The 26,964-nt window shown below is 58.4% G+C and carries 29 protein-coding genes; 8 read left to right on the top strand and 21 right to left on the bottom strand.

Annotation, left to right across the window (positions count from 1 at the left end; genetic code table 11):
* Window positions 1-232: 232 nt before the first annotated feature.
* Entirely contained in the window at window positions 233-1,012 is a 780-nt protein-coding gene (gene fpr / locus ACI2KB_RS23415; protein WP_002554680.1) for a ferredoxin-NADP reductase, read from the bottom strand.
* A 122-nt stretch (window positions 1,013-1,134) separates the two neighbouring features.
* On the opposite strand from fpr, the gene ACI2KB_RS23410 reads away from it, so the two are divergent.
* Window positions 1,135-2,061, top strand: a complete 927-nt coding sequence (locus ACI2KB_RS23410; protein WP_404638440.1) for a LysR family transcriptional regulator — start codon at window positions 1,135-1,137, stop codon at window positions 2,059-2,061.
* Window positions 2,062-2,192: 131 nt separating this feature from the next.
* Here ACI2KB_RS23410 and ACI2KB_RS23405 read toward each other — a convergent pair whose 3' ends face one another.
* Both ACI2KB_RS23405 and erdR read right to left on the bottom strand, forming a co-directional pair.
* Window positions 2,193-2,561, bottom strand: a complete 369-nt coding sequence (locus tag ACI2KB_RS23405) for a diacylglycerol kinase (protein ID WP_404638438.1) — start codon at window positions 2,559-2,561, stop codon at window positions 2,193-2,195.
* A 104-nt stretch (window positions 2,562-2,665) separates the two neighbouring features.
* Window positions 2,666-3,316 carry a response regulator transcription factor ErdR gene (gene erdR, locus ACI2KB_RS23400; protein ID WP_404638436.1) on the bottom strand — a complete coding sequence of 217 codons (651 nt, stop codon included), beginning with the start codon at window positions 3,314-3,316 and terminating at the stop codon, window positions 2,666-2,668.
* A 227-nt stretch (window positions 3,317-3,543) separates the two neighbouring features.
* Between erdR and ACI2KB_RS23395 the strand changes: the two genes are divergently transcribed.
* Entirely contained in the window at window positions 3,544-4,428 is an 885-nt protein-coding gene (locus tag ACI2KB_RS23395) for a DMT family transporter (protein WP_404638434.1), read from the top strand.
* A gap of 128 nt (window positions 4,429-4,556) precedes the next feature.
* Here ACI2KB_RS23395 and ACI2KB_RS23390 read toward each other — a convergent pair whose 3' ends face one another.
* Window positions 4,557-5,276: a tRNA-uridine aminocarboxypropyltransferase gene (locus tag ACI2KB_RS23390; protein ID WP_404638432.1), complete on the bottom strand. Its 720-nt coding sequence runs from the start codon at window positions 5,274-5,276 to the stop codon at window positions 4,557-4,559.
* A 234-nt stretch (window positions 5,277-5,510) separates the two neighbouring features.
* Between ACI2KB_RS23390 and ACI2KB_RS23385 the strand changes: the two genes are divergently transcribed.
* Window positions 5,511-5,936, top strand: a complete 426-nt coding sequence (locus ACI2KB_RS23385) for a PA3611 family quorum-sensing-regulated virulence factor (protein ID WP_404638430.1) — start codon at window positions 5,511-5,513, stop codon at window positions 5,934-5,936.
* Between the two features lie 9 nt (window positions 5,937-5,945).
* On the opposite strand, the gene ACI2KB_RS23380 is transcribed toward ACI2KB_RS23385, so the two are convergent.
* A complete protein-coding gene (locus tag ACI2KB_RS23380) occupies window positions 5,946-6,137 on the bottom strand; it encodes a hypothetical protein (RefSeq protein ID WP_404638428.1) in 192 nt (63 codons plus the stop codon).
* A 51-nt stretch (window positions 6,138-6,188) separates the two neighbouring features.
* Between ACI2KB_RS23380 and ACI2KB_RS23375 the strand changes: the two genes are divergently transcribed.
* Both ACI2KB_RS23375 and ACI2KB_RS23370 read left to right on the top strand, forming a co-directional pair.
* Window positions 6,189-6,638, top strand: a complete 450-nt coding sequence (locus ACI2KB_RS23375; protein ID WP_404638426.1) for a hypothetical protein — start codon at window positions 6,189-6,191, stop codon at window positions 6,636-6,638.
* Window positions 6,619-7,734, top strand: a complete 1,116-nt coding sequence (locus ACI2KB_RS23370) for an LOG family protein (protein WP_404638424.1) — start codon at window positions 6,619-6,621, stop codon at window positions 7,732-7,734. The genes ACI2KB_RS23375 and ACI2KB_RS23370 overlap by 20 nt, the downstream gene beginning before the upstream one ends.
* A gap of 131 nt (window positions 7,735-7,865) precedes the next feature.
* Here ACI2KB_RS23370 and recX read toward each other — a convergent pair whose 3' ends face one another.
* The 3 genes from recX to ACI2KB_RS23355 form a co-directional block, all read right to left on the bottom strand.
* Window positions 7,866-8,336, bottom strand: coding sequence for a recombination regulator RecX (recX, locus tag ACI2KB_RS23365; protein ID WP_404638422.1), 471 nt, complete (start codon window positions 8,334-8,336; stop codon window positions 7,866-7,868).
* 8 nt (window positions 8,337-8,344) lie between these two features.
* The gene (gene recA / locus ACI2KB_RS23360) at window positions 8,345-9,406 is read right to left on the bottom strand and encodes a recombinase RecA (protein WP_404638420.1); all 1,062 of its coding nucleotides are present in this window, start codon (window positions 9,404-9,406) and stop codon (window positions 8,345-8,347) included.
* 85 nt (window positions 9,407-9,491) lie between these two features.
* On the bottom strand, window positions 9,492-9,992 hold the full coding sequence (locus ACI2KB_RS23355; RefSeq protein ID WP_404638418.1) for a CinA family protein: 501 nt from the start codon (window positions 9,990-9,992) through the stop codon (window positions 9,492-9,494).
* Between the two features lie 496 nt (window positions 9,993-10,488).
* Between ACI2KB_RS23355 and mutS the strand changes: the two genes are divergently transcribed.
* Entirely contained in the window at window positions 10,489-13,056 is a 2,568-nt protein-coding gene (gene mutS, locus ACI2KB_RS23350; RefSeq protein WP_404638685.1) for a DNA mismatch repair protein MutS, read from the top strand.
* 231 nt (window positions 13,057-13,287) lie between these two features.
* Entirely contained in the window at window positions 13,288-13,611 is a 324-nt protein-coding gene (fdxA, locus tag ACI2KB_RS23345) for a ferredoxin FdxA (protein WP_404638416.1), read from the top strand.
* 584 nt (window positions 13,612-14,195) lie between these two features.
* Here fdxA and rpoS read toward each other — a convergent pair.
* The 8 genes from rpoS to ACI2KB_RS23305 form a co-directional block, all read right to left on the bottom strand.
* Complete coding sequence (gene rpoS / locus ACI2KB_RS23340) at window positions 14,196-15,200, bottom strand: RNA polymerase sigma factor RpoS (RefSeq protein WP_404638414.1); 1,005 nt, start codon at window positions 15,198-15,200, stop codon at window positions 14,196-14,198.
* 103 nt (window positions 15,201-15,303) lie between these two features.
* The gene (locus tag ACI2KB_RS23335) at window positions 15,304-16,203 is read right to left on the bottom strand and encodes a peptidoglycan DD-metalloendopeptidase family protein (protein WP_404638412.1); all 900 of its coding nucleotides are present in this window, start codon (window positions 16,201-16,203) and stop codon (window positions 15,304-15,306) included.
* Between the two features lie 191 nt (window positions 16,204-16,394).
* Window positions 16,395-17,072, bottom strand: coding sequence for a protein-L-isoaspartate(D-aspartate) O-methyltransferase (locus ACI2KB_RS23330; protein ID WP_404638410.1), 678 nt, complete (start codon window positions 17,070-17,072; stop codon window positions 16,395-16,397).
* On the bottom strand, window positions 17,072-17,821 hold the full coding sequence (surE, locus tag ACI2KB_RS23325; RefSeq protein WP_404638408.1) for a 5'/3'-nucleotidase SurE: 750 nt from the start codon (window positions 17,819-17,821) through the stop codon (window positions 17,072-17,074). Before surE ends, ACI2KB_RS23330 begins: the two co-directional genes overlap by 1 nt.
* Window positions 17,809-18,867 (bottom strand): tRNA pseudouridine(13) synthase TruD, encoded by a 1,059-nt coding sequence (gene truD / locus ACI2KB_RS23320; protein WP_404638406.1) that lies wholly within the window; start codon window positions 18,865-18,867, stop codon window positions 17,809-17,811. Before truD ends, surE begins: the two co-directional genes overlap by 13 nt.
* A complete protein-coding gene (ispF, locus tag ACI2KB_RS23315) occupies window positions 18,864-19,337 on the bottom strand; it encodes a 2-C-methyl-D-erythritol 2,4-cyclodiphosphate synthase (protein WP_404638404.1) in 474 nt (157 codons plus the stop codon). The genes truD and ispF overlap by 4 nt, the downstream gene beginning before the upstream one ends.
* A gap of 94 nt (window positions 19,338-19,431) precedes the next feature.
* Entirely contained in the window at window positions 19,432-20,277 is an 846-nt protein-coding gene (gene fghA / locus ACI2KB_RS23310; RefSeq protein ID WP_404638402.1) for an S-formylglutathione hydrolase, read from the bottom strand.
* An 82-nt stretch (window positions 20,278-20,359) separates the two neighbouring features.
* Window positions 20,360-21,472, bottom strand: coding sequence for an S-(hydroxymethyl)glutathione dehydrogenase/class III alcohol dehydrogenase (locus tag ACI2KB_RS23305; protein ID WP_404638400.1), 1,113 nt, complete (start codon window positions 21,470-21,472; stop codon window positions 20,360-20,362).
* Window positions 21,473-21,584: 112 nt separating this feature from the next.
* Here ACI2KB_RS23305 and ACI2KB_RS23300 point away from each other — a divergent pair, with 112 nt between their 5' ends.
* Window positions 21,585-22,478 (top strand): LysR substrate-binding domain-containing protein, encoded by an 894-nt coding sequence (locus ACI2KB_RS23300; RefSeq protein WP_404638398.1) that lies wholly within the window; start codon window positions 21,585-21,587, stop codon window positions 22,476-22,478.
* A 36-nt stretch (window positions 22,479-22,514) separates the two neighbouring features.
* On the opposite strand, the gene ispD is transcribed toward ACI2KB_RS23300, so the two are convergent.
* The 5 genes from ispD to ACI2KB_RS23275 form a co-directional block, all read right to left on the bottom strand.
* Window positions 22,515-23,225 carry a 2-C-methyl-D-erythritol 4-phosphate cytidylyltransferase gene (ispD, locus tag ACI2KB_RS23295; RefSeq protein WP_404638396.1) on the bottom strand — a complete coding sequence of 237 codons (711 nt, stop codon included), beginning with the start codon at window positions 23,223-23,225 and terminating at the stop codon, window positions 22,515-22,517.
* Window positions 23,226-23,236: 11 nt separating this feature from the next.
* Window positions 23,237-23,515, bottom strand: a complete 279-nt coding sequence (ftsB, locus tag ACI2KB_RS23290; RefSeq protein WP_074752716.1) for a cell division protein FtsB — start codon at window positions 23,513-23,515, stop codon at window positions 23,237-23,239.
* Window positions 23,516-23,673: 158 nt separating this feature from the next.
* Window positions 23,674-24,963: a phosphopyruvate hydratase gene (eno, locus tag ACI2KB_RS23285; protein ID WP_404638394.1), complete on the bottom strand. Its 1,290-nt coding sequence runs from the start codon at window positions 24,961-24,963 to the stop codon at window positions 23,674-23,676.
* Window positions 24,964-25,131: 168 nt separating this feature from the next.
* On the bottom strand, window positions 25,132-25,977 hold the full coding sequence (gene kdsA, locus ACI2KB_RS23280; RefSeq protein ID WP_404638392.1) for a 3-deoxy-8-phosphooctulonate synthase: 846 nt from the start codon (window positions 25,975-25,977) through the stop codon (window positions 25,132-25,134).
* Window positions 25,978-25,992: 15 nt separating this feature from the next.
* Window positions 25,993-26,964: CTP synthase (locus ACI2KB_RS23275; protein ID WP_404638390.1), on the bottom strand; the 972-nt coding region annotated here is incomplete at its 5' end.

The raw sequence follows: 26,964 nt of genomic DNA, 5'->3' as shown, positions 1-26,964 counted from the left end.
AGCCGCGAAGTGTGCCACAACGGCCGGAATTTGGCGCTACCGGGCAGGTGAATGGCGGCCATAAAAAAACCGCCTGGTCCGTGACCTCCAGGCGGTTTTTTTCAGACACCGAATAACCAGTGCCTGTACTGACTCGATCGCGGACGAACCTGCTCGCACAGTGACTGCGCGAGGATTTCATCCACGATGGGGTCGGATCTCTGGCCTGCACATCCGTGCAAGCCGATCAGGCTTACTTCTCGACGAAGGCGCGCTCGATCAGGTAATCACCTGGCTCGCGCATGCGTGGCGAAACGGTCAGGCCGAAGCTGTTCAGCACTTCACTGGTTTCGTCGAGCATGCTTGGGCTGCCGCACAGCATGGCGCGGTCGTCCTGCGGGTTGATCGGTGGCAGACCGATGTCGCTGAACAGCTTGCCGCTGCGCATCAGGTCGGTCAGACGGCCCTCGTTTTCGAACGGCTCGCGGGTAACGGTCGGGTAGTAGATCAGCTTGTCGCGCAGCGCTTCGCCGAAGAACTCGTTCTGCGGCAGGTGCTCGGTGATGAACTCGCGGTAGGCGACTTCGTTCACATAACGCACGCCGTGGCACAGGATGACCTTTTCGAATCGCTCATAGGTTTCAGGGTCCTGAATGACGCTCATGAATGGCGCCAGGCCAGTGCCGGTGCTCAGCAGGTACAGGTGTTTGCCAGGCTTGAGGTCGTCCAGCACCAACGTGCCGGTAGGCTTCTTGCTGATGATGATCTCGTCGCCTTCCTTCAAGTGCTGCAACTGAGACGTCAGCGGGCCGTCTGGCACCTTGATGCTGAAGAATTCCAGATGCTCTTCCCAGTTCGGGCTGGCGATGGAGTAGGCACGCATGAGCGGGCGCCCGTTTGGCTGCTGCAGACCGATCATGACGAACTGACCGTTCTCGAAGCGCAGACCTGGATCACGGGTGCACTTGAAACTGAAGAGGGTGTCGTTCCAGTGATGAACGCTGAGGACACGCTCGTGATTCATGTTGCTCATGGTACGTGGGAACTCCTGAAAATTTGCATGCGCCAGTGAAAGCGCCATTGCGCGATATTCTAGTGGCAGACACAATATCTGTTAACTGAATTATCAAGATATGGGTTATCGGTTATATAGATATGCGATTCACACTTCGTCAGTTGCAGGTATTTGTCGCCGTCGCCCAACAGGAAAGCGTTTCCCGGGCCGCCGTGCAGCTGTCGCTGTCGCAATCGGCAGCCAGCACCTCACTTACTGAGCTTGAGCGGCAATCGAGCTGCCAGTTGTTTGACCGTGCGGGCAAACGACTGAGTCTGAACGCGACCGGTCGCCAACTGCTGCCGCAAGCCGTGGCCCTGCTCGATCAGGCCAAGGAAATCGAAGACCTGCTCAATGGCAAATCCGGGTTTGGCTCGCTGGCGGTCGGCGCCACGCTGACCATCGGCAATTATCTGGCAACGCTGCTGATCGGTAATTTCATGCAGCGTCATCCGGAAAGCCACGTGAAACTGCATGTGCAAAATACCGCCAACATCGTTCAGCAGGTCGCGCATTACGAAATCGACCTAGGCCTGATCGAAGGCGATTGCGGGCATCCGGACATTGAAGTGCAAACCTGGGTGGAAGACGAACTGGTGGTGTTCTGCGCCCCCCAACACCCGTTGGCCAAACGCGGGCAAGCAACCCTGGAGGAACTGACGCGGGAAGCCTGGATTCTTCGAGAGCAAGGGTCAGGCACGCGATTGACGTTCGATCAGGCCATGCGCCACCACCTCAACAGCCTGAACGTGCGCCTGGAGCTCGAGCACACCGAGGCCATCAAACGAGCCGTGGAATCCGGACTGGGGATTGGCTGCATATCCCGGCTGGCGCTGCGGGATGCCTTTCGACGCGGCAGCCTGGTGGCCGTGGAAACCCCGGAGCTGGATCTGGTGCGGCAGTTCTATTTTATCTGGCACAAACAGAAGTACCAGACCAACGCCATTCGCGAATTTCTCGACCTGTGCCGTTCGCTGACAGCGGGTGTGCGCCGCAGTGACGAGATCGTGCTGCCCAACATCGCCTGATCGTTCATCTCAGGATCAACGCATTCGCCAGCAAGCGGAGCGCCGCCCGGCCGTCTCCCACAGGTTCGATGTCGAAAACGAGATTTCGATTCGGTACGATCAGTGTGGAAGCCACCTCGGCGGCGAAAGCACTAGCCCAGCAGAATCAGCGCCCACACCACCGCAATCATGCTCAACGCCACGAACTGGGCCGCACTCCCCATGTCCTTGGCGTTCTTGGACAGCGGATGGCGATCCAGCGAAATCCGGTCAATCGCTGCCTCAATGGCCGAGTTCAGCAGCTCGACGATCAGCGCTAGCAGGCAGACCGCGATAAGGATCGCCCGCTCGCCGCGACTGACATGAAACAGGAACGACAGCGGGATCAGGATGACGTTGAGCAACACCAATTGACGAAAAGCCGCTTCGCCTTTGAAGGCAGCCTTCAAGCCATCGATCGAGTAACCAGAAGCGTTGAGAATACGTTTGAGGCCAGTCTGGCCTTTGAAGGGCGACGTCATAGAAGAAACTACTGATAAATGAAGACGTTGGAGGCTAGTTCAGCGGCGGTCAAAAAAGTGTGAAGAACGACCGCCGATTACGGGGATAGAGCACCGGATCCGGCTTATCCACTCGGCGAAATCGATTCCAGTTGTTGCAGCAACAGCGCCGCCTGGGTACGGGTGCGAACGTTGAGTTTGCGGAAAATCGCCGTAACGTGGGCCTTGATGGTGGCTTCAGACACATTCAGCTCGTAAGCAATCTGCTTGTTGAGCAAACCTTCGCAGACCATCGTCAAAACACGGAACTGTTGAGGCGTGAGACTGGCCAGACCTTCGCTGGCAGCTTTGGCCTCGGCGGAGACACTGACGCTTTCGTTGACCTGCGCTGGCCACCAGACATCACCGTCGAGCACCGTACGCACCGCTTGTTGAATGGTTTCCATCGAACTGGATTTTGGAATGAAACCACTGGCGCCGAACTCGCGAGACTTGACCACCACCGCGGCCTCTTCCTGCGCCGAGATCATCACGACAGGTACCTGCGGGTACTGGCCACGCAACAGGACCAAACCTGAAAAACCGTACGCCCCCGGCATGTTCAAATCGAGCAGAACCAGGTCCCAATCTGCCTTTTCGGTCAAGAGCGCTTCCAGATCGGCAATGCTCTCAGCCTCCACCAACCGGACATCAGGCCCCAAACCCAGTGTCACGGCTTGCTTCAACGCACTGCGAAACAAGGGATGGTCATCGGCGATCAGGATTTCGTAGGTCATTTCATGATCCTGTTGATGAGTGGGCGCTGACGGATTCGGCGCTCACGGCGGCGTCCAGAGACACCAGCCTTCACGATGCGTCAATCTGACGCAAACAATCACGTCCAAGGCAGACAGATTGCGGTGTTCGGCATTCACGCGGCGCCAAGAATGCCCAGCGAAGTCGGGGTGGTCAAGCCTGCCGCTTTCCGGCACAGTCTGCGGCCCTGAATATTCCGAGTGCCATCATGCAAAAACGCGCCCTGCGAGCGGACCTGCTCATGCTTCTGACCGCCATGATCTGGGGCAGTGGATTCGTCGCACAAACCGCCGGTATGGATCATATTGGCCCCTATCTTTATTCCGGACTGCGTTTTGCGCTCGGCTCGGCCTGCCTTCTGCCACTGGTCCTGCGCTGCCCTGCCAATGGCCCTCGACCCGAGCCTCTGCTGACACGGGGCCTGCTGCAAGGCGGCATCGTCATGGGGATCGCGCTGGCGCTGGGAATCAATCTGCAACAGGTGGGCCTGCTGTTCACCAGCGTCACCAACTCGGGATTCATTACCGGGCTGTATGTGATTGTAGTTCCGCTTCTGGGCCTGCTCCTCGGCCATAAAACCGGAATGGGCACCTGGCTGGGCTGCCTGCTGGCGGTGCTGGGCATGTTTCTGCTGAGTGTGGGCGACAACTTTCATGTGGCGCCGGGTGACTGGTTGCAACTGATCGGCGCCTTCGTCTGGGGCGGGCACGTGATTCTGGTGGGCGTGTTCGCCAGCCGACACGACCCGATTCGCCTGGCCTTCCTGCAATTCGTCACCTGCTCAGTGGTGAGTCTGGTGCTGGCGTTGATTTTCGAACCCGTTACGCTGCAAAGCATTATCGGAGCTGGCCCTGCGCTCCTTTATGGTGGAGTGGTGGCCGTCGGCATCGGGTATACGTTGCAAGTTGTCGCACAGAAAGACGCGATCGCCTCCCACGCCGCGATCATCTTGTCGCTGGAGGCTGTATTCGCCGCCATTGCCGGAGCGTGGATTCTCGGTGAGGCCCTGCAATTGCGTGGGTATGTCGGTTGCGCGTTGATGATGGCCGGGATGCTGTTGGCACAGTTGTGGCCGAGGAAAGTACACGCCTGAGCAATACCTGTCGGATATCCCTCAATCTGTGGGAGCCGGCTTGCTGGCAAACCGTGCGTATCAGTCACCTCATGAGGCACTGACCCACCGCTTTCGCCAGCACGCCAGCTCCTACAAAGGTTGCGACCTCAGCATGGCTGAATGAAAGGCTTCAGGCAGCTGTGCGGCGCATCGTCCGGATCGATCAGCAACTGAAACTTCGCGCCCAGATAATGGGCGCTGAATACATCCAGGTATGCATCCAACACTTCAGCCGCTTGCTGATCACCCGCCAGTTCCAGACACAGAGCCGCCACCTCCGCTGTACAAAAATGGTCATCGCGCTTGGAACGACGCAAGCGATAGCGTGACATCTGCTCCGGTTCCAGACTGAGCACCGGCAAGCGGTCCAGGTAAGGGCTTTTGCGGAACATCTTGCGCGCTTCGGGCCAAGTGGCATCAAGCAGGATGAACAGCGGTCGCTTGCCCGGCGCCAGGTTAACCTCTGTCACGACTCGCTCACTCGCCACGAACTCACCTGGAAACACGATGTAAGGCTGCCACTGCGGGTCGTCCAGCAGCGCGGGCAGCCGCTCATCCACCTCCGTGCGCGACCAGCCAAAGGCTTCGGTGTCTTGAATCACATCAGCGATGAGCCAGCCGGTATTGGTGGGCTTGAGCGGCTCGGTGTCGTACATCAACAGGCACACGGCCGATTTGGCCTCGACCGTGGGCTTCCACTTGCACAGACAATAGCTTTCGATCACCCGACATCTCGGGCAACGAGGTGCACGCGAGCCTCTGGCAATGAAAGGTTTGGTACTGCGAGCCAGTCGTTCAGCACGTAACCGCGAGACGGCATGACTCATAAGAAAGCGCACCCCAATAATGGCAATGGGCAGCAGGAGAACAGCGGCACGACGAACATCCGGCAGTGAAAAAGTGGGCGCAGTCTACCAGAGGCGCCCGTCTCTCTGGTGTCCGGCTCGCTGGTGACAGCCGAGGTGACTCACTTATACTGCACGGCCTCTAAAGCCCCAGTCACCAGTGAACGCCCGTGGCCTCTGCCGGTCCAACGACGTTCACTGCCCCAGGAGAATCCAATGCTGCGCCTCATCGCCCCCGCCCTCACGCTTTTGCTCGTCGCTCCGCTGAGCGCCAACGCGGCGTCCAAAGCGGATTACGAACTGAACAAAGAGCTGGAAAAAGTCGCGGCGCAAAGCAATGTCGGCAAGCCGAACGCGATCAGCGAGGACATCCTTGACGAAGGTTACACCGTCGACGGTCGCGTACTGATCAACCATCTCAGTGTTCAGGCTGGGCAGGCGCAGCAGATGCGCGAAAACCCTGAGCTGATGGGCCGTCAATTGGGAACCAGCGTTTGCCGTAATACGGGTTTCCGCCAGTTGCTGGCCAAGGGGGCGGTATTGCGCTACGAGTTCAAGGAATACAAGACCAACCGCCCAATCACCACCCAGCAACTCACCGCTGCCGATTGTGCCGCTAAGCCGCCCGTCAAGAAGAAGTAAACTCAGGTATCAGGAGGCTGCGCGCCGCTGCTGATCCTCCGCGCGCAGCTCTGCCACCAACGCCTGAAGGTAATAGGACCGTCTCCCCGTCTGACTCAGGCGCCTGAGGCATTCTTGCTCCAGCGTAGTACGGTGTTGGCGCGCGGCCTCGGTCAGTGAACGAAACAATTCCTGATCGACTTCCAGTCTGATGATTTCCATTTCATCTCTCCATCGGCTGCCCATCCTCACATGAGGGAACAGCATACCTCGATGACTTCTGGTCACTGCTCCAAAGGCAACGACGCTATCCAGGTCGCAATGGCGTCTACCTGCCATCACTCTTCAGTAAATCAGAGCCTGCAAACGCAATCGGATTGGCCGACGAGCGGAAAAACATTCACTGCGATACGCAAACAGTCGTTGCCAGCCTGCCGCTTCGGGCACATCATCAAGCCATCGACTTTACGAATGGTCATGTTTTCGTCATGCATTCGAGGCAAAAGGGGGTTGCCTGTCGCGATCGTTGCGCTCAATGTTTTTTTCTTTTCAACCAAGGACATAGGCAGAATCAGCGTGGCATCCCTGTTGCCATCCCGTATCTGTACCGCGCCCGTGAAGGGCGATGAGCAGCGACGCATGAAGCGTCGTGATCCTGTCGAGATGGACAGGGTCGATGATTCTGCACAAGGAGAAAGCCTGAATGCCTTACGTACCGAATGACGCATTGTCGCGTCACTTTCAAAGCAATGGACTCGACCTCACCCAGCAGGTCGAAGCACAACTCGCCCTCGTCGCACCCAATAGCCCAAACCTTCCGCTCTACCGCGACATGATGCTCACCGTTCTGCGCATGGCTCAGGACGATCGCAATCGCTGGAACGCCAAGATCGTGCTCCAGGCCCTGCGCGAACTGGACAACGCCTTTCGCGTGCTGGAACAGTTCCGAGGCCGCCGCAAAGTCACCGTATTCGGATCGGCCCGTACGCCTGCTGAACATCCCATGTACGCGCTCGCCCGAGACCTGGGCATGAAACTCGCAGCATCCGATCTCATGGTCATTACCGGTGCCGGTGGCGGCATCATGGCAGCAGCCCATGAAGGTGCAGGTCTGGATCACAGCCTGGGATTCAATATCACACTGCCGTTCGAACAACACGCGAACGCCACCGTCGATGGTACGGGCAATCTCCTGCCCTTCCATTTCTTCTTCACTCGCAAGCTGTTCTTCGTCAAGGAGGCCGATGCACTGGTGCTCTGCCCCGGTGGTTTCGGCACGCTGGATGAAGCACTGGAAGTGCTGACGCTCATTCAGACCGGCAAAAGCCCCCTGGTTCCGGTTGTTTTGCTGGATGCGCCGGGTGGCACGTTCTGGGAAGGCGCGCTGAACTTCATCAAGCATGAACTGGAAGACAATCGCTACATCCTGCCCACCGACATGAACCTGCTCAAACTGGTGTACAGCGCAGATGAAGCCGTTGACGAAATCAACCAGTTCTACAGCAACTTCCACTCAAGCCGCTGGCTGAAAAACACCTTCGTCATTCGTATGCACCATGCGCTGACCGAAGAGGCGCTGGCTCACATGCAACAGGCTTTCGCTGACCTGCGTCTGAGCGAGGACTTCCAACAGTACAGCCATCAGGACGAATACGACGAAGCGCAGTTCAGCCACCTCACCCGATTGGCGTTCAAGTTCAACGGGCGGGACCATGGGCGTCTTCGAGCTTTGGTCAATTACCTCAACCAGAGCGAAAACTGGGCTAAACCTGTCCAGCCTCAACAGGTTCGCGGGCGAGAGCCGCTGAAAACTATCTGACGCCTTCCCTCATAGCAGCACGGCTTGCCGACAGTGACGGAGTATCAGCCAACGTTCGAGGCTGACACTGCGCTGCCGTCGGCAAGATGGACGGCTACAGGATGGTGTGTACCGATCGAGCGAGAATCAGATCAATAGTCGTCCCGGCCCTTGCCGCTCAGCAACCGGTTGATGAGTTCCGGAGGAAATCCTCTGTAGCTCAAAAAGCGCACTTGCTGCCCACGTTCTCTGGCGTCCAAGGGGAGTTTCCCACCGAACTTGCGCTGCCAGGACTCTTCAAGTTTCTCACGCCAGTCGATACCGCATTCGCGAAGCGCCTGCTCGATGTCGGAACGCTGCAGCCCACGCTGTCCCAGTTCTTCGCGAATACGCAAAGGTCCATAGCCCGAACGGGCGCGGTAGGAAACAAAGCTTTCAAGATAACGGGATTCGGACAGCAGCCCCTCTTCCGTCAAACGGTCGAGAGCCGCTTCGATCAACTCAGGGGAGGCGCCGCGCTGACGCAGCTTGCGCGTCAGCTCGACTCGACCGTGCTCGCGTCGTGCGAGCAGGTCCATTGCAGTACGCCGTACAGCGACGGGCGTATCAAGCACTACCGACATGGCTGCGATCAGATGTCAGCGTCTTCGACTTCAGCCATATCGTCTTCGGCAACACGAGACGATTGAGCTTTGACACCTGGAGAGGTGTTCAGCAGTTTTTCGCGGATTTGCTTCTCCAGGGTCGCACCGATTTCTGGGTTGTCCTGCAGGAACTTCGCCGAGTTGGCCTTACCCTGACCGATCTTGTTGCCTTGGTAGCTGTACCAGGCACCGGATTTCTCCAACAGGCCATGCAGTACACCCAAGTCGATGATCTCACCATTACGATAGATACCCTTGCCGTACAGGATCTGGAATTCAGCCTGACGGAACGGAGGGGAAACCTTGTTTTTCACGACTTTGACGCGGGTTTCACTACCGACCACTTCGTCCCCATCCTTGACAGCACCCGTGCGGCGGATGTCCAGACGTACCGATGCGTAGAACTTCAGCGCGTTACCACCGGTGGTGGTTTCCGGGCTACCGAACATGACGCCGATCTTCATACGGATCTGGTTGATGAAGATGACGAGGCAGTTGGCGTTCTTGATGTTACCGGTGATTTTACGCAGTGCCTGAGACATCAGACGGGCCTGTAGGCCGACGTGCATGTCGCCCATTTCACCTTCGATTTCAGCTTTCGGCACCAGCGCGGCCACGGAGTCGACGACGATTACGTCGATGGCGTTGGAGCGCACCAGCATGTCGGTGATTTCCAGTGCCTGCTCGCCGGTATCCGGCTGCGAAACCAGCAGGTCATCAACGTTGACGCCCAACTTGCCTGCATACTCAGGATCAAGTGCGTGTTCAGCGTCGACGAACGCACAGGTGGCGCCCATCTTTTGCGCTTCAGCGATGACCGACAGGGTCATGGTGGTTTTACCGGACGACTCAGGACCGTAGATTTCAACGATCCGGCCTTTTGGCAGGCCGCCGATACCCAGTGCGATATCGAGACCCAGAGAGCCGGTGGAGATAGCAGGAATAGCCTGGCGGTCGTGGTCGCCCATGCGCATTACGGCGCCTTTGCCGAACTGACGCTCGATCTGACCCAAGGCCGCAGCCAAGGCTTTCTTCTTGTTGTCGTCCATTGAAGTCCTCTCGTAATCGGTTAGGCCTCACGGCCGATTTAACTGTATAAGTGAACAGTATTATTCCACAGGGTTGAGCGCGCGCCTACCCCCGATTTGGTATTTCTCCGCGAGTGAGCTGAATCAGCCCCTCTAGCGCGGCCTTCACCGTTTGTCGGCGTACTGCATCACGGTCACCACTGAACTGAAAGCGTTGCGCAATCCGCTGCTCCCCCGCCCCCCAGCAGATCCAGACCGTCCCCACGGGCTTCTCCGCCGAACCGCCATCAGGACCGGCAACGCCACTGACGGCTACCGAAAATGTCGCAGCACTTTTGGCCTGCGCACCACGCGCCATAGCCTCGACGACTTCCTGACTGACAGCACCCACACGGGCGAACAACTCCTGAGGGACATCCAGTTGACGCGTCTTCTGATGGTTGGAGTAGGTGACGTAACCAGCTTCGAACCAGACCGAACTTCCGGGGATGCGCGTGATGGCCTCGGCAATTCCGCCACCGGTACAGGATTCAGCCGTACTGACCTGGGCTTGAACAGCAAGAAGACGTTGGCCAAGGGTCGCAGCCAGTTGAGTAATCTCGTCCACAGAATGCACTCCGTTGGGTTCAGGCGATGGGCACACGCTACACGAGCGCGGCCGATGCGCAAGGCGAGGCACGGCTCGATACGAACCGTGCCTGCCGATATTCACTTCGATGGTCTCTTTTCGGGGCATGGCTTCTTGACCGTTTCGATCACGGTTTCCCGAGGCCGCTGCCGCGCTTCGTCGAGAGTGATGAAGCGCCCGTTGGTTGAATCCCTTGCGCGTTTACGTCGCATATAAAGTCCTTTTATTAACAGGTCTGCCCGGAATCGGACAGTCGCCTCGACAGCCTAGACACCTCTTGGCGCCTTATGTCGATCTGGAAATGAGTCGTGACGAATCCGCCGACTCGGCGCCCGGCAGGCACGCGTGGTAACCTTGCCGCCATCGCAAAAGCAATCGGATCTGACGTCAACCCACGTAGGTGGTGTTCCACGCAGTGCCCCATATTTGCCCCAATCTCCCAACGAATTTTCCTAAACCACTGATGAACAAAGCAATTTCTGATCTCTCCGCGCACACCCCCATGATGCAGCAGTATTGGAAGCTGAAGAATCAGCATCCAGACCAATTGATGTTCTACCGCATGGGCGACTTCTACGAGATCTTCTACGAAGACGCGAAAAAAGCCGCCAAATTGCTGGACATCACTCTCACCGCACGCGGGCAGTCGGCCGGTCAGAGCATTCCCATGTGTGGCATCCCGTATCACGCTGCCGAGGGTTACCTGGCCAAGCTGGTGAAGCTGGGCGAGTCGGTGGTCATTTGTGAGCAGATCGGCGATCCGGCTACCAGCAAAGGCCCTGTCGAACGTCAGGTCGTGCGCATCATCACGCCAGGCACGGTGAGCGACGAGGCCCTGCTCGACGAGCGCCGCGACAACCTGATCGCTGCCGTGCTAGGCGACGAGCGTCTGTTTGGCCTTGCCGTGCTGGATATCACCAGTGGCAATTTCACCGTTCAGGAAATCAAGGGCTGGGAGAACCTGCTGGCCGAGCTTGATCGCCTGAACCCTGCCGAACTGTTGATTCCGGACGACTGGCCACAAGGATTACCCGCCGAAAAACGCCGTGGCTCGCGCCGCCGGGCGCCATGGGATTTCGAACGTGATTCAGCCCATAAAAGTCTGTGTCAGCAGTTCTCGACGCAGGACCTGAAAGGCTTCGGCTGCGAAACGCTGACCTTGGCCATCGGTGCTGCGGGCTGCCTGCTGGGCTACGCCAAGGAAACCCAGCGCACTGCTCTTCCGCACCTGCGCAGCCTGCGCCATGAGCGTATGGATGACACTGTCATTCTGGACGGCGCCAGCCGCCGTAATCTGGAACTGGACACCAATTTGGCAGGCGGCCGTGACAACACGTTGCAATCGGTCATGGACCGTTGCCAAACCGCGATGGCCACTCGCCTGCTGACCCGCTGGCTGAACCGGCCTTTGCGCGACCTTAACGTGTTGCAGGCACGTCAGGAATCGATCAGTTGTTTCCTTGAGCGCTACCGCTTCGAAAATCTGCAGCCTCAATTGAAGGAGATCGGGGACATCGAGCGCATTCTGGCGCGCATCGGGCTGCGCAATGCGCGCCCACGGGATCTTGCACGTTTGCGCGATGCACTGGGCGCCTTGCCAGAACTGCAAATGGCCTTGAGCGAGCTAGAAGCCCCGCACATTCAGCAACTGGCCAAGACTACCAGTACCTATCCAGAGCTGGCGGATTTGCTGCAACGGGCGATCATCGATAACCCGCCGGCGATCATCCGTGATGGCGGCGTTCTCAAGACCGGGTATGACGCCGAACTCGACGAATTGCTCTCGCTGAGTGAAAACGCCGGGCAATTCCTGATTGACCTGGAAGCACGCGAGAAAGCCCGCACCGGCCTGGCCAATCTGAAAGTCGGCTACAACCGTGTCCATGGCTATTTCATCGAGCTGCCGAGCAAACAGGCCGAACAGGCGCCCGCCGATTACATTAGACGCCAGACCCTCAAGGGCGCCGAGCGCTTCATCACTCCCGAACTGAAAGAATTCGAAGACAAGGCGCTGTCCGCGAAAAGCCGGGCGCTGGCACGGGAAAAAATGCTGTACGAGGTGTTGCTGGAGGACCTCATCGGCCATCTGGCGCCGTTGCAGGACACCGCCGCGGCACTGGCGGAACTGGACGTGCTGAGCAACCTGGCCGAGCGGGCGCTGAATCTGGACCTGAATCGCCCTCGCTTCACCGACGAGCCGTGCATGCGCATCGAGCAAGGTCGCCACCCGGTGGTCGAGCAGGTGCTGTCGTCGCCGTTCGTGGCCAACGACCTGGATTTGAATGACAACACGCGCATGCTGGTCATCACCGGTCCTAACATGGGCGGTAAATCTACCTATATGCGCCAGACCGCGTTGATCGTGCTGCTCGCCCACATCGGTAGCTTTGTGCCCGCCGCGAGTTGCGAACTGTCGCTGGTGGACCGCATTTTTACCCGCATCGGCTCCAGTGACGACTTGGCGGGCGGCCGCTCCACCTTCATGGTGGAAATGAGCGAAACCGCCAACATTCTGCACAACGCCACCGACAAGAGCCTGGTGTTGATGGATGAAGTCGGTCGGGGCACCAGCACCTTCGATGGTCTTTCGCTGGCTTGGGCTGCGGCAGAATGTCTCGCCCAGTTGCGCGCTTATACCCTGTTCGCGACGCACTATTTCGAGCTGACCGTACTGCCGGAAAGCGAGCCGCTGGTGGCCAACGTGCATCTGAATGCGACAGAGCACAACGAACGCATCGTGTTTCTGCACCGCGTACTGCCAGGCCCGGCCAGCCAAAGCTACGGCCTCGCCGTGGCCCAGTTGGCGGGGGTTCCAGGCAAGGTGATCACCCGCGCCAAGGAGCATTTGCAGCGTCTGGAAACCACCAGCCTGCCCCACGAGCAGCCCAAACCGAAACCCGGCAAAGCGCAAGCACCGCAGCAGGCTGACATGTTTGCCTCGCTGCCCCATCCGGTGCTGGAGGAGCTGTCGAAGCTGAAAATCGACGACATGACGCCGCGCCAAGCTATCGAATGGTTATATGGACTGCAAAACCGGATCTAACGGTGTTCGTAACAAGCTGTTAGAATCCCGCGCGGTTTGGGCGCAGTAAGGGCGATCAGCCTGCTGCTGGACATCCGAGCCGCGTTCGAGCACCACCGAACCAAAGCCATACCCTCATGCCCCATGGGCATGTGTTGAGCTGGTGGTGTTGCGAATGGCCCGGGAATGTCCCCGACCGAGCAACCCTGACGTGAGGGGCTCTGCTGCCGCCGCCTGAGGAGAGAATTAGAAATGACCTTCGTCGTCACCGACAACTGCATCAAGTGCAAGTACACCGACTGTGTAGAAGTCTGTCCGGTGGACTGCTTCTACGAAGGCCCGAACTTCCTGGTGATTCACCCGGATGAGTGCATCGATTGCGCACTGTGCGAGCCTGAGTGCCCTGCCGTAGCGATTTTCTCGGAAGACGAGATCCCGGCTGGTATGGAGAATTTCATCGAGCTGAACGCTGAATTGGCGGATATCTGGCCAAACGTCACTGAACGCAAGGATCCGCTGCCGGATGCTGCAGAGTGGGACGGCAAGACCGGCAAGATTGAACATCTGGAGCGCTAAGCTCAGGCTGCACATGCAAGAAGGCCCTTCGGGGCCTTTTTGCATTTTTGGCGTGAGCGCCCTGCCAGGGTTCGCGGGCAAAAAAAATGGGGAGCAGTTTGAGCCGCCCCCCATTTTCGTAATCCCTTCAGTCCTTTTTCATCATCCTGATGAATCGCTTCCTGCGATGTCCCTGAGCAGTCTTCCTTGACCGCCTGTGCCAATCCGTCGGCACAGTTCTGATATTAGTGATTTCCAGACTCAGGGCAATAGGGCCTCGCTCTCACAAAAATTAACAACATCGAATCAATCAAAAAATAAACTTCCATCTATTCAAACACATAACAATTATCCTTCACCTGTAGCGGCTTCTGTCGGTCAACGGGAAGCGCTTTTTCTGACAACACACGTAAGAAAAAACCTACAACTAAAGTTATATATTCCTACACAAATTAGACATATTAAACCCACCATATAGGCAGCGACAAAAAACCCATTGCTTCGTCTAATAATCATTAAATAGCCAGCATAAAAAAGCCCCGAACAATCGGGGCTTTTAATTGACGCCATATAGCCATCCTTAGCGATAACAACGGCTCCCGTCCTTATTGAAACAATGACTCACTGGACAGCCCATTTTTCTCAAGGATTTCTCGCAGGCGCTTGAGCCCTTCGACCTGGATCTGCCTGACACGCTCACGCGTAAGCCCAATCTCAAGCCCCACATCTTCCAGCGTGCTGCTCTCGTGCCCGCGCAAGCCAAAGCGACGGACCACTACTTCACGCTGCTTGTCGGTCAGCTCGGACAGCCATTGATCGATGCTCTGGGACAGGTCATCGTCCTGCAGCAGCTCACAGGGATCGGTTGGGCGATCGTCCGTCAGCGTGTCGAGCAAGGTCTTGTCGGAGTCCGGGCCCAGCGAGACGTCCACGGAGGAAACGCGTTCATTGAGTCCCAACATGCGCTTGACCTCACCCACCGGCTTCTCAAGCAGATTGGCGATCTCTTCAGGGGAAGGTTCGTGATCGAGCTTCTGAGTCAACTCACGCGCCGCGCGCAAATAGACATTCAGTTCCTTGACCACGTGAATCGGCAGGCGGATGGTCCGCGTCTGATTCATGATGGCGCGTTCGATGGTCTGACGAATCCACCAGGTCGCGTAGGTGGAGAAGCGGAAGCCGCGTTCCGGATCGAATTTTTCGACCGCTCGAATGAGGCCGAGATTGCCCTCTTCGATCAGGTCCAGCAATGACAGGCCACGATTGACATAACGTCTGGCGATTTTGACCACCAGCCGCAGATTGCTTTCAATCATGCGTTTGCGCCCAGCCGGATCACCCTTTTGCGACAGACGCGCAAAATGGACTTCTTCTTCCGGGGACAGCAGCGGCGAAAAGCCGATTTCGTTGAGGTAAAGCTGCGTGGCGTCGAGCGCTCGGGTGTAGTCGATGTACTTGTGTTGCTTGAGTGCTGCAGAGTTTTTGGTCTTCGCACGAACAGAAGGTGAAGCTGGCTTCTCATCCGTTGCAGAATCCAGGACGATCCCGTGCTCCATGAGGAGAACTTCGTCGTCTACGTCAAACTCCGGCACTTCTCTGTTGAGAGCCATTGTTATAGTCCTTTGATGAGTTCGACCTCAAGCTCCAGCAACGCCCTTTTCCTTGGCATCGCTTGAGCCTGTCCCCTCTACGACAGGACAGGCTGGTAACCGATCAACGACGCGGCAAGAATTCCAGTGGGTCTACCGGTTTGCCCTGACGACGGATTTCAAAATGCAGCTTCACCCGGTCAGTCCCTGTGGACCCCATCTCGGCAATTGCTTGTCCTGCCTTGACCTGTTGCCCCTCCCGTACCAACAGCCTACGGTTGTGACCGTAAGCACTGACGTAGGTATCGCTGTGTTTGATGATCACTAACTCGCCGTAGCCCCTTAATCCACTTCCGGCGTAAACCACTGAACCATCAGACGCGGCTAAAACAGGCTGTCCCAAATCTCCGGCGATATCAATTCCTTTATTCAAACTACCGTTTGAAGAAAATTTACTGATTAATACACCACTGGTCGGCCATGCCCAGCCACTTGGAGAGCGGGCTCCCGCAACGACGGGCGTATTAACCGGTGTCGTGACAGGTGTAGTTGCCGGTTGCGCGGTACTACCTGAAGTTGAACCAACAGGACGTGTAATCACCGTGGTCTTGATTGAACCCGAAGGGGACGAACTTGAACTACCCGAGGTTGCAGGAGCAACGACAACCGGTACGTTCGCTAGAGCGGCGGGGGCGGAACTGGATCGGCCGTCGAAGCGAATCGCCTGACCCACATGAATCGTATAAGGCTCGGGGATGTTGTTGCGAGCCGCCAGCGCTTTCCAGTCCCAGCCGTAGCGGAAGGCAATGGAAAACAGCGTATCGCCACGCTTGACCACGTATTGCCCGGTCGTGACGGGTTGACGGGTCGGCGCAGCGGGTTTGCTGTTGTTGCGGTCGACTACACGCACACCGCTGGACGGCGCGCTGGAGCAGCCAACCAAAAGGACACTCAGGGCAATGCCAATCACCAGACGTGGAAAACTTGTTGAAGACGTACGCTGCCGAATGACTGTGAGACTCACCCGCCACTCCCTTTACCGGTGACTGAATTAAAGCTGCCAATTGTGTCTTGATCGTGACCGGCAGCCACGGAAAAACAGGTTACAAAACCATTCACGACGATGCGCAGTGGCCAGGTGCAATGTTCATCGCAAATCGCCAGCCTGTAGACAGGCGGCGTCTTGCGGAATTCAGTGCAGCCGTAAATCGGTGACTACGCCAGAGGCCCGTTGAGCAAAGGCACGAAGCGTACAGCACCCAGCACATGCCGTGAAAAACCGTGCTCCTCCCGAATGATCAACATCAATTGCTGTACTTCGCCCGAACCGACCGGAATCACCAGCCGACCGCCAGGGGCCAGTTGATCCAGCAATGCCTGAGGTACGTCAGTCGCAACCGCAGTCACGATGATGCCGTTGTAAGGCGCCAATGCAGGCCATCCCTCCCAACCGTCCCCCCAACGAAACACCATGTTACGCAAGTTGAGTTCGGCCAGACGCTCCTTGGCGCGGTCCTGCAACACTTTGATGCGCTCGACCGAAAACACACGCTCGACCAATTGCGCCAGCACCGCCGTCTGGTAGCCGGAACCGGTTCCGATTTCCAGGACCTTGTCCAACGGACCCGCGGCCAGCAGCAGCTCGCTCATCCGCGCAACCATGTATGGCTGCGAGATGGTCTGGTTGTTGCCGATCGGCAGTGCGGTGTCTTCATAGGCGCGGTGTGCCAGCGCTTCGTCGACAAACAGGTGACGCGGCGTCTTGCGAATGACGTCGAGTACGTGGGTGTTACTGATCCCCTCCTCGTACAACCGCTGAATCAGGCGCTCGCGAGTACGCTGCGAGGTGAAGCCCACGCCACGTCGCAACAGGTCATCTTGTTCACGCGACATCAGGCCATTCCCTCCAGCCAAGCGTTCAGGCTTTTGAAACCGTCCTGATAGGTTCGATCCAACTGCAAGGGGGTGATCGACACATACCCTTGCATCACGGCATGAAAATCCGTTCCCGGACCGCCGTCCTCAGCGTCTCCAGCCGCCGCAATCCAATAACCGGCACGACCGCGGGGATCAACCACCCGGACCGGCGCGGCGGCACGGGTGCGATGCCCCAGGCGCGTCAATTGAATGCCGCGGACATGCTCAAGCGGCAGGTTCGGGATGTTGACATTCAAGACCGTGCGCGGTGGCAGGTCGAGTTGCTCATGGGCCTCGACCAGAAGCCGGGCGTAATGCGCGGCCGTCGCCAGGTTATCGACCTGACGCGACAGAAACGAAAAAGCGAATGACGGGCGTTGCAGGAACCGGCCCTCCAGCGCAGCGGCGACGGTGCCCGAATACAACACATCATCACCCAGGTTTGCACCCAGATTGATGCCTGACACGACCATGTCCGGCTCATGCTCCAACAGGCCATGAATGCCCAGATGCACGCAGTCGGTCGGGGTGCCGTTGAGGCTGATGAAACCGTTGTCCAGCCGATGAGGATGCAGTGGACGATCCAGTGTCAGCGAACTGCTGGCGCCACTTTTGTCCTGATCGGGTGCGATGACTGCGCACTCGGCGTAGTCCGCCAGCGCTCCGTGGAGCGCAGCGAGTCCGGGTGCCGAGACCCCATCATCATTTGAAATCAGAATACGCATGAGCTGTCCGTCTGTCCTGCGGGCGCCAGGTCGATGAGTTCACGCACCAGGGCGGTGGCGAAACAGCCGACGGGCAGGACGAATTCCAGTTGCAGAATGTCAGGCTCGGGATAATGCCACGACAACCGCCCAATGGGCAGTCGCAGGATGCGACGTTCGTGTTCCATTCCCGCCTTTATCAACCAGTTACAGAGCGAAGACTCGCGGCGGGCCAGGTTGTTTTCAAGCTCGGCGGTCGCGCCGGATGCCGGAGAATCGCCCTCTCCCCATTGAGGACCGGTCGGGTGCAGATCGAGGATCGCCAGACGCGGATCGCTGCACTCGGCCTCACCGGCCTGAAAGAAGCTGCGACTGTCGGTAAACGCCAGCAGATCGCCCACCTGAGCGCGCTGCCAACTGCCATCCGCCACCCGGGCAGCCAGCACTAGATTGAACAGGTAACTGCGAGCGGCAGACAGCAACCGAGAGCGCACATTGCGCTGCTCCGGTAGAGCCTGGCGCTCGGCGTATTGACGCGCCTCAACGACGTTGCCGCCGTTGAAACCGAAACGCTGGGCACCGAAGTAATTGGGAATACCGTACTGCTTGATGGCTTCGAGGCGCGCATCGAGCGCGGCCTTGTCTGCCTGCAATTGCGTCAGGCGCAGGGTAAAGCCGTTGGCGGCGTGGGCACCACGCTGTAATTTGCGTTTGTGGCGCTTTCTGTCGAGGATTTTCAGCGTGTCGTTTTCGGCCGTCGACATGTCAGGATCGGCTTTGCCCGGCAACTGAATGCTGAACCATTGACGCGTCAACGCCTGACGGTCCTTCAATCCGGCATAGGCGACGGTGCGCAACGGCACACCAGCGGCCCTGGCCAGGCGCCGCGCAGCCTCTTCAGTATTCAAGCCACGCTTTTCGACCCACAGCCACAGGTGCTCGCCATCACCGGACAACGGGATGTCCAGCACTTCATCGACCTGAAAATCTTCGGCGGTGGCCTTGAGCACCGCAGTGCCCAGCGCATCGCCCCAGGCCCGAGGCCCCAACAGTTCGAATTCGGTCATGCGGCGATCAACAACGCAACGGCATGAACCGCGATGCCTTCTTCACGGCCAGTGAAACCCAGCTTCTCGGTGGTGGTGGCCTTGACGTTGACCTGGTCGAGTTCGACCTGAAGGTCTTCAGCGATCAATGCACGCATGGTGTCGATGTGAGGAGCCATTTTTGGGGCCTGAGCGACGATGGTGGCGTCGACGTTGCCGACTTTCCAGCCCTTGGCCCGCACTTGCTTGAGGACATGGCGCAGCAACACGCGGCTGTCAGCGCCCTTGAATTGGGGGTCGGTGTCAGGGAAATGCTTGCCGATGTCGCCCAGAGCAGCGGCGCCCAGCAAGGCATCGCTCAACGCGTGCAACAGGACATCGCCATCGGAATGTGCGAGCAAACCGAATTTGTGTGCGATGCGCACACCACCCAAGGTAATGAAATCGCCTTCAGCGAAACGGTGCACATCATAGCCGTGGCCAATACGCATAAAAAAACGCCCTGAAAAAGTCAGGGCGTGATTCTACCTGCTTTGTCTGACATTAGGACCTGCTGGCACTCAATTGAGAGTGAATGGCATTTCCTCAGCCCGCCAGCGCCACCGCGTGATAACGAAGGTGATCTTCGATGAAGCTCGCGATGAAGTAATAGCTGTGGTCATACCCCGGTTGCATGCGCAGCTCCAGGGGATGACCTGCCGCTTTGGTCGCCTGCACCAGCGCTTCGGGTTTGAGCTGATTGGCGAGGAAGTCATCACGGTCGCCCTGATCCACCAGCAACGGCAAGCGCTCAGTCGCCTCGGCGATCAACACGCTGGCATCCCACTCACGCCAGCGAGAGCGGTCTTCGCCCAGATAACGGGAAAACGCCTTCTGCCCCCACGGACAATCCATCGGGTTACTGATCGGTGAAAACGCCGACACCGACCGATAACGTCCCGGATTGCGCAAGGCACAAACCAGCGCGCCATGACCGCCCATCGAGTGACCACTGATACTGCGCTTGTCCGATGCCGGGAAGTGCGCCTCGATCAACGCAGGCAGTTCGCTGACCACGTAATCGTACATGCGATAGTGCCGCGCCCACGGCTGCTGGGTGGCATTGAGATAAAAGCCAGCCCCCAGGCCGAAGTCATAGGCGTTGTCCGGATCGCCCGGCACATCAGCACCGCGAGGACTGGTGTCCGGCGCAACGATGATCAACCCCAGTTCGGCGGCGATGCGTTGGGCACCGGCCTTCTGCATGAAGTTTTCATCAGTGCAGGTCAAACCCGAAAGCCAATAGACCACGGGCAGCTTCCCGCCTTGCTCAGCCTGCGGCGGCAGATATACCGCGAACACCATGTCACAACCCAGCACATCGGAATGATGCTTATAACGTTTGTGCCAGCCACCAAAACTCTTCTGGCACGAAATATTCTCAAGACCCATGGTCGTTCCTCCCAGCGATCAGCTTCAAGCCGCAAGCTGCAAGAGGTCTTGCAACTGGCAGCTCGTGACTTGTCGCCGCTTTTTAGAAGTGAATGACAGAACGAATGCTCTTGCCTTCGTGCATCAGATCAAAAGCTTCGTTGATCTTGTCCAGGCCCATGGTGTGGGTGATGAAGGTGTCCAGCGGGATCTCGCCCTTCTGCGCTTTTTCCACGTAGCTTGGCAACTCGGTGCGGCCTTTGACGCCACCAAACGCCGAACCGCGCCAGACGCGACCGGTGACCAACTGGAATGGACGGGTGGCGATTTCCTGACCGGCAGGTGCGACGCCGATGATGACCGACTCGCCCCAACCTTTGTGGCAGCACTCAAGCGCTGCGCGCATCAATTGCACGTTGCCTATGCACTCGAAGCTGTAATCCACGCCGCCATCGGTCAGTTCAACGATGACATCCTGAATCGGCTTGGTGTGGTCTTTCGGGTTGACGAAATCAGTGGCCCCCAGCTCACGGGCCACATCGAATTTCGACGGATTGATGTCGATGGCGATGATGCGCGAAGCCTTGGCCATTTTCGCGCCGATGATCGCGGCCAGGCCGATGCCCCCCAGACCGAAGATGGCAACAGTCGCGCCCTCTTCCACTTTGGCGGTGTTCAGCACCGCACCGATACCGGTGGTTACGCCGCAACCGAGCAGACAGACCTTTTCCAGCGGGGCCTCTTTCGGGACTTTCGCCAAAGAGACTTCGGCCACAACGGTGTATTCAGAGAAGGTCGAGCAGCCCATGTAATGGTAAATCGGCTGGCCGTTGTAGCTGAAACGGGTGGTGCCGTCCGGCATCAGACCCTTGCCCTGGGTCGCGCGGACTTTCTGGCACAGGTTGGTCTTGCCGGATTTGCAGAATTTGCACTCGCGGCATTCGGCGGTGTAAAGCGGAATGACGTGGTCGCCCACCGCCACGGAGGTGACACCCTCACCTACCGCTTCAACGATGCCGCCACCTTCGTGACCGAGGATGCACGGGAAGACGCCTTCAGAGTCAGCACCGGACAGGGTGTAAGCGTCGGTGTGGCAAACGCCGGACGCCACAGTGCGGATCAGGACTTCGCCCGCCTTCGGCGCTTCGACATCCACTTCGACAATTTGCAGAGGCTCGTTAGGCGCGAAGGCAACGGCAGCACGTGACTTGATCATCAATCTTCTCCAGCGGAATGAGTACGGAAATCCTGGGGAAGAGTGTAAAGCAGTGCCGTTTGATGAATAATCCGGGCAAAAGCAAAACATTAATGCTGTACAGGGATAATCGATGTACGCCAATCGCTGGGAAGGTCTGGATGAGTTCGTCGCCGTTGCCGAATGCGGTCAATTCACGGCGGCGGCGGAACGTCTGGGCGTGTCGTCCTCACATATCAGTCGGCAGATCGCCCGGCTCGAAGAACGCCTGCAAACCCGTCTGCTGTATCGCAGTACCCGGAAGGTGGCCTTGACCGAAGCGGGCCAGACCTTTCTTCACCATTGTCAGCGCCTGCAAGACGGTCGCGAAGAAGCCCTTCGCGCGGTGGGTGATTTGACCAGTGAGCCAAAGGGCTTGCTGCGCATGACCTGCGCCGTCGCCTACGGCGAGCGTTTCATCGCGCCGCTGGTGACGCGCTTCATGGACGAATACCCACAGCTACGCGTCGATATTGAGTTGACCAACAACACGCTGGACTTGGTGCATGAAGGAATGGATCTTGCGATACGCCTCGGCCGGTTGCAGGAATCCCGATTGGTAGCCACCCGCCTCGCCCCCCGCCGAATGTACCTGTGCGCATCACCTTCTTATATAGAGCGCTATGGCCGTCCCCACAGCCTGTCGGAACTCAACCGGCACAACTGCCTGATCGGCAGCTCGGACAGCTGGCTTTTGCAACAGAACAGCAAGGAGTTTTCCCAAAAAGTGCATGGAAACTGGCGCTGCAACAGTGGGCAAGCGGTGCTGGATGCTGCGCTACAGGGCATGGGGTTGTGTCAGTTGCCGGATTATTACGTGCTTGAACACCTGAAAAGCGGCGCGCTGATTTCTCTGCTGGATGCCCATCAGCCGCCTAACACGGCGGTCTGGGCGCTGTATCCACAGCAGCGGCATCTGTCACCGAAGGTGAGGAAGCTGGTGGATTATCTGAAGGTGGGGTTGGCGTTGCGGCCGGAGTACACATAGCCGCCCCGCCTCTGCCCGAAGGGGCGTAGAAGCAGGTCAGCGGTTCTGGACGCCCCGCCGCTGCCGCAACCACTCCAGGTCTTCTGGCCGGGTCACTTTGATGTTGTCGGCGCGGCCTTCGATCAGGCGTGGCGCTTGCCCTGCCCATTCGATGGCCGAAGCTTCGTCGGTGATCGAGACATTGGAGACCAGGCTGTCCGCCAACGCCCGATGCAGCGCGCCCAAGCGGAACATCTGCGGCGTGTAGGCCTGCCAGATCAGGCTGCGATCAACCGTTTCGCTCACCCGGCCATTGGCATCGGCCCGCTTGAGGGTGTCTTTGGCAGGCACCGCCAGCAATCCGCCCACGGGGTCATGCGCCAGTTCGCCCAGCAGGTTGTCCAGATCCGAACGCGCCAGGTTTGGCCGCGCCGCATCGTGCACCAGCACCCAATCATTATCATCGGCGCCACTGGCATGCAGATGGAGCAATGCATTGAGTACCGAGTCCGCCCGCTCTTTGCCGCCCGCGACGCGCTGGATTCGCGAGTCCAGTGCACAGGGCAAGGTGGGCCAGTAAGGGTCGTCCACAGCCAGACTGATCACCAAACCCTTGAGGCCGGGATGATCGAGAAAGCAAAGCAGGCTGTGTTCAAGAATCGTGAGGCCGCCCAGTTGCAGGTACTGCTTGGGACGGTCTGCCGCCATGCGAGCACCAACGCCCGCTGCGGGAATCACTGCCCAGAAGGCAGGAAGGGAGTGTGTCATTTACGCGAACGTCACTGTGCCAACTGATAGAGGGTCTCGCCGTCCTTGACCATGCCCAGCTCATGACGGGCACGCTCTTCAACGGTCTCCAGGCCTTTCTTCAGCTCCAGCACCTCCGCGTCTAGCACCCGGTTGCGCTCCAGCAGAGCATCGTTTTCGGCATGTTGATCGGCGATTTGCTGGGTCAGACTGGCCACCTGCGCAAGACTGCCATTACCCACCCATAGGCGATACTGCAAGCCCGCGAGCAGCAAGAGCAGAACGAGGAACAACCAGTTAGGACTGCGCATTGTGAATATCTGTTACCCGGTGGAGAACGACAGCAAAACCGACCATTTCAAATGCCCAAAAGCCCGGTGGTCACCGGGCTAATGGATCAGGACGCTGAGAAAACCCGCCTTTCGACGAAAACCCCTACAGCGCCTGCTGCCTTTTTACCATCTTGCAATCAGCCGCGAAACTCGGCGCGACCATTGTATTTGGCCTTGCCTGCCAATTGCTCTTCGATACGCAGCAACTGGTTGTACTTGGAAACGCGGTCGGAGCGGCACAGCGAACCGGTTTTGATCTGGCCTGCCGAGGTGCCCACTGCCAGGTCGGCGATGGTCGAATCTTCGGTTTCGCCCGAGCGGTGCGAGATGACGGCGGTGTAACCGGCTGCTTTGGCCATCTGAATGGCTTCCAGCGTTTCGGTCAGGGTGCCGATCTGGTTGAACTTGATCAGGATCGAGTTGGCGATCTTCTTGTCGATGCCTTCTTTCAGGATCTTGGTGTTGGTCACGAACAGGTCGTCGCCCACCAGCTGGATTTTTTCGCCGATCTTGTCCGTCAGGATTTTCCAACCTGCCCAGTCAGATTCGTCCAGACCGTCTTCGATGGAGATGATCGGGTATTGTTTGGTCAGGTCGGCCAGGTAATCGGCGAAACCAGCCGCGTCGAAGACTTTGCCTTCGCCGGACAGGTCGTATTTTCCGTCCTTGTAGAACTCGCTCGCGGCGCAGTCCAGCGCCAGGGTTACGTCGGTGCCCAGTTTGTAACCGGCGTTGGCGACCGCTTCGGAGATGGCGGCCAGTGCGTCGGCGTTGGACGCCAGGTTAGGCGCGAACCCCCCTTCGTCGCCCACGGCGGTGTTCAGGCCTTTGGCCTTCAGCACGGCTTTGAGGTGATGGAAAATCTCGGTGCCCATGCGCAGACCATCGGCGAAGGTCTTGGCGCCCACTGGCTGAACCATGAATTCCTGGATGTCGACGTTGTTATCGGCGTGCTCGCCACCGTTGATGATGTTCATCATCGGAACCGGCATTGAGTAAACACCCGGCGTGCCGTTCAGGTTGGCGATGTGCGCGTACAGCGGCAGATCCTGATCCTGTGCAGCGGCCTTGGCAGCAGCCAGAGACACGGCGAGGATGGCGTTTGCACCCAGCTTGGCCTTGTTCTCGGTACCGTCCAGCTCGATCATCGCGCGGTCCAGTGCCTTCTGGTCAACCGGGTCCTTGCCCAGCAGCAGGTCACGGATCGGGCCATTGATGTTGGCCACCGCTTTCAGAACGCCCTTGCCCATGTAACGGCTCTTGTCGCCATCACGCAGCTCAAGTGCTTCACGCGAGCCGGTGGAAGCACCGGACGGCGCGCAGGCACTGCCGATGATGCCGTTGTCGAGGAGCACATCTGCTTCCACGGTGGGATTGCCACGGGAGTCGAGAACTTCACGACCTTTGATGTCGACGATTTTTGCCATTGTTGTTAACACTCCAAGATTGACGAAAACGACGCAGCTGGGAAAAACGACTGGCGCCCCGGGCACTAGACAGCGGGCAGGCCCGAGATGACAGCAATTCCCGACCCGTTGGTCGGGAATGAAGCGAGCGGCACTGTACCGGAGGCAGCAGTGCCGGAAAAGCAGGTTTTAAGCCGTTTCGATCGCCGGGAAGGCCTTGACCAGATCATCGAGGGCCTTGAGCTGGGTCAGGAACGGCTCCAGCTTGTTCAGGCGCAGCGCGCACGGGCCATCGCATTTGGCATTGTCCGGGTCCGGATGCGCCTCAAGGAACAGGCCTGCCAGGCCCTGGCTCATGCCGGCCTTGGCCAGATCGGTCACTTGGGCACGACGACCACCAGCAGAATCCGCACGACCACCCGGCATTTGCAGCGCGTGGGTCACGTCGAAAAACACCGGGTATTCGAACGCTTTCATGATGCCGAAGCCGAGCATGTCCACGACGAGGTTGTTGTAGCCGAAGCTCGAACCACGCTCGCACAAGATCAACTGATCGTTGCCCGCTTCTTCACACTTGGCCAGGATGTGTTTCATTTCCTGAGGCGCGAGGAACTGGGCTTTCTTGATGTTGATCACGGCACCGGTCTTGGCCATCGCCACGACCAGATCGGTCTGACGCGACAGGAAGGCTGGCAACTGGATGATGTCGCAGACTTCCGCCACGGCTGCGGCCTGGTGAGGCTCATGCACGTCAGTGATCACCGGCACACCGAAGGTGCGCTTGATCTCTTCGAAAATGCGCATGCCCGCTTCCAGACCCGGACCGCGGTACGAGGTCACGGAAGAGCGGTTGGCTTTGTCGAAACTGGCCTTGAACACGTAAGGGATGCCCAGTTTCTGGGTCACCCGTACGTATTCCTCGCAAACCTGCATGGCCATGTCGCGCGATTCCAGGACATTCATGCCGCCGAACAGGACCATGGGCTTGTCGTTGGCAATATCAATGGAGCCTACGCGGATGGTTTTCTGTGCCATGTAATGAATTCCCGATCAGGCGTTCTTTTGGTGTTGAGCGAGCGCTGCCTTGACGAAGCCACTGAACAGCGGGTGACCGTCGCGAGGCGTGGAGGTGAACTCAGGGTGGAACTGGCAGGCCACGAACCATGGGTGGTCCAGCGACTCGACCACTTCGACCAGCGCGCCGTCACCGGAACGACCGGAAACCTTCAGACCGGCTTCGATCAGTTGCGGCAGCAGGTTGTTGTTCACTTCGTAGCGATGGCGGTGACGCTCGACGATGGTGTCGTTGCCGTAGCAATCGTGCACCAGAGAACCCCGCTCCAATTGGCATTCCTGCGCGCCAAGGCGCATGGTGCCGCCCAGATCGGAGGTTTCGGTACGGGTTTCGACCGCGCCGGTGGCATCCGCCCACTCGGTGATCAGGCCCACGACCGGGTGCGCACTGTTGCGCTCGAACTCGGTGGAGTTGGCATCTTTCCAGCCCACGACGTTACGCGCGAACTCGATGACCGCCACCTGCATGCCCAGGCAGATGCCCAGGTATGGAACCTTGTTCTCACGAGCGTATTGAACGGCTGTGATCTTGCCTTCGACGCCACGCAGACCGAAACCGCCCGGCACCAGAATCGCGTCAACGCCTTCCAGCAGGCCAGTGCCCTGATTCTCGATGTCTTCGGAATCGATGTAACGCAGGTTGACCTTGGTGCGGTTGGTGATGCCTGCGTGGCTCATCGCTTCGATCAACGACTTGTACGCGTCCAGCAGTTCCATGTACTTGCCGACCATGGCGATGGTGACTTCGTGCTCGGGGTTGAGCTTGGCATCGACGACCTTTTCCCACTCGGAAAGGTCAGCGCCGCCGCATTGCAGGCCGAAACGCTCGACGACGAAATCGTCCAGACCCTGTGCATGCAGCACAGCCGGGATCTTGTAGATGGTGTCGACGTCTTCCAGCGAAATCACCGCACGCTCTTCGACGTTGGTGAACAGCGCGATCTTGCG

Origin of the sequence: Pseudomonas sp. NPDC088444, assembly GCF_044900175.1 — a bacterium.
In the GTDB taxonomy this organism is placed as follows: domain Bacteria; phylum Pseudomonadota; class Gammaproteobacteria; order Pseudomonadales; family Pseudomonadaceae; genus Aquipseudomonas.
This window is presented reverse-complemented; position numbering and strand designations above follow the sequence as displayed.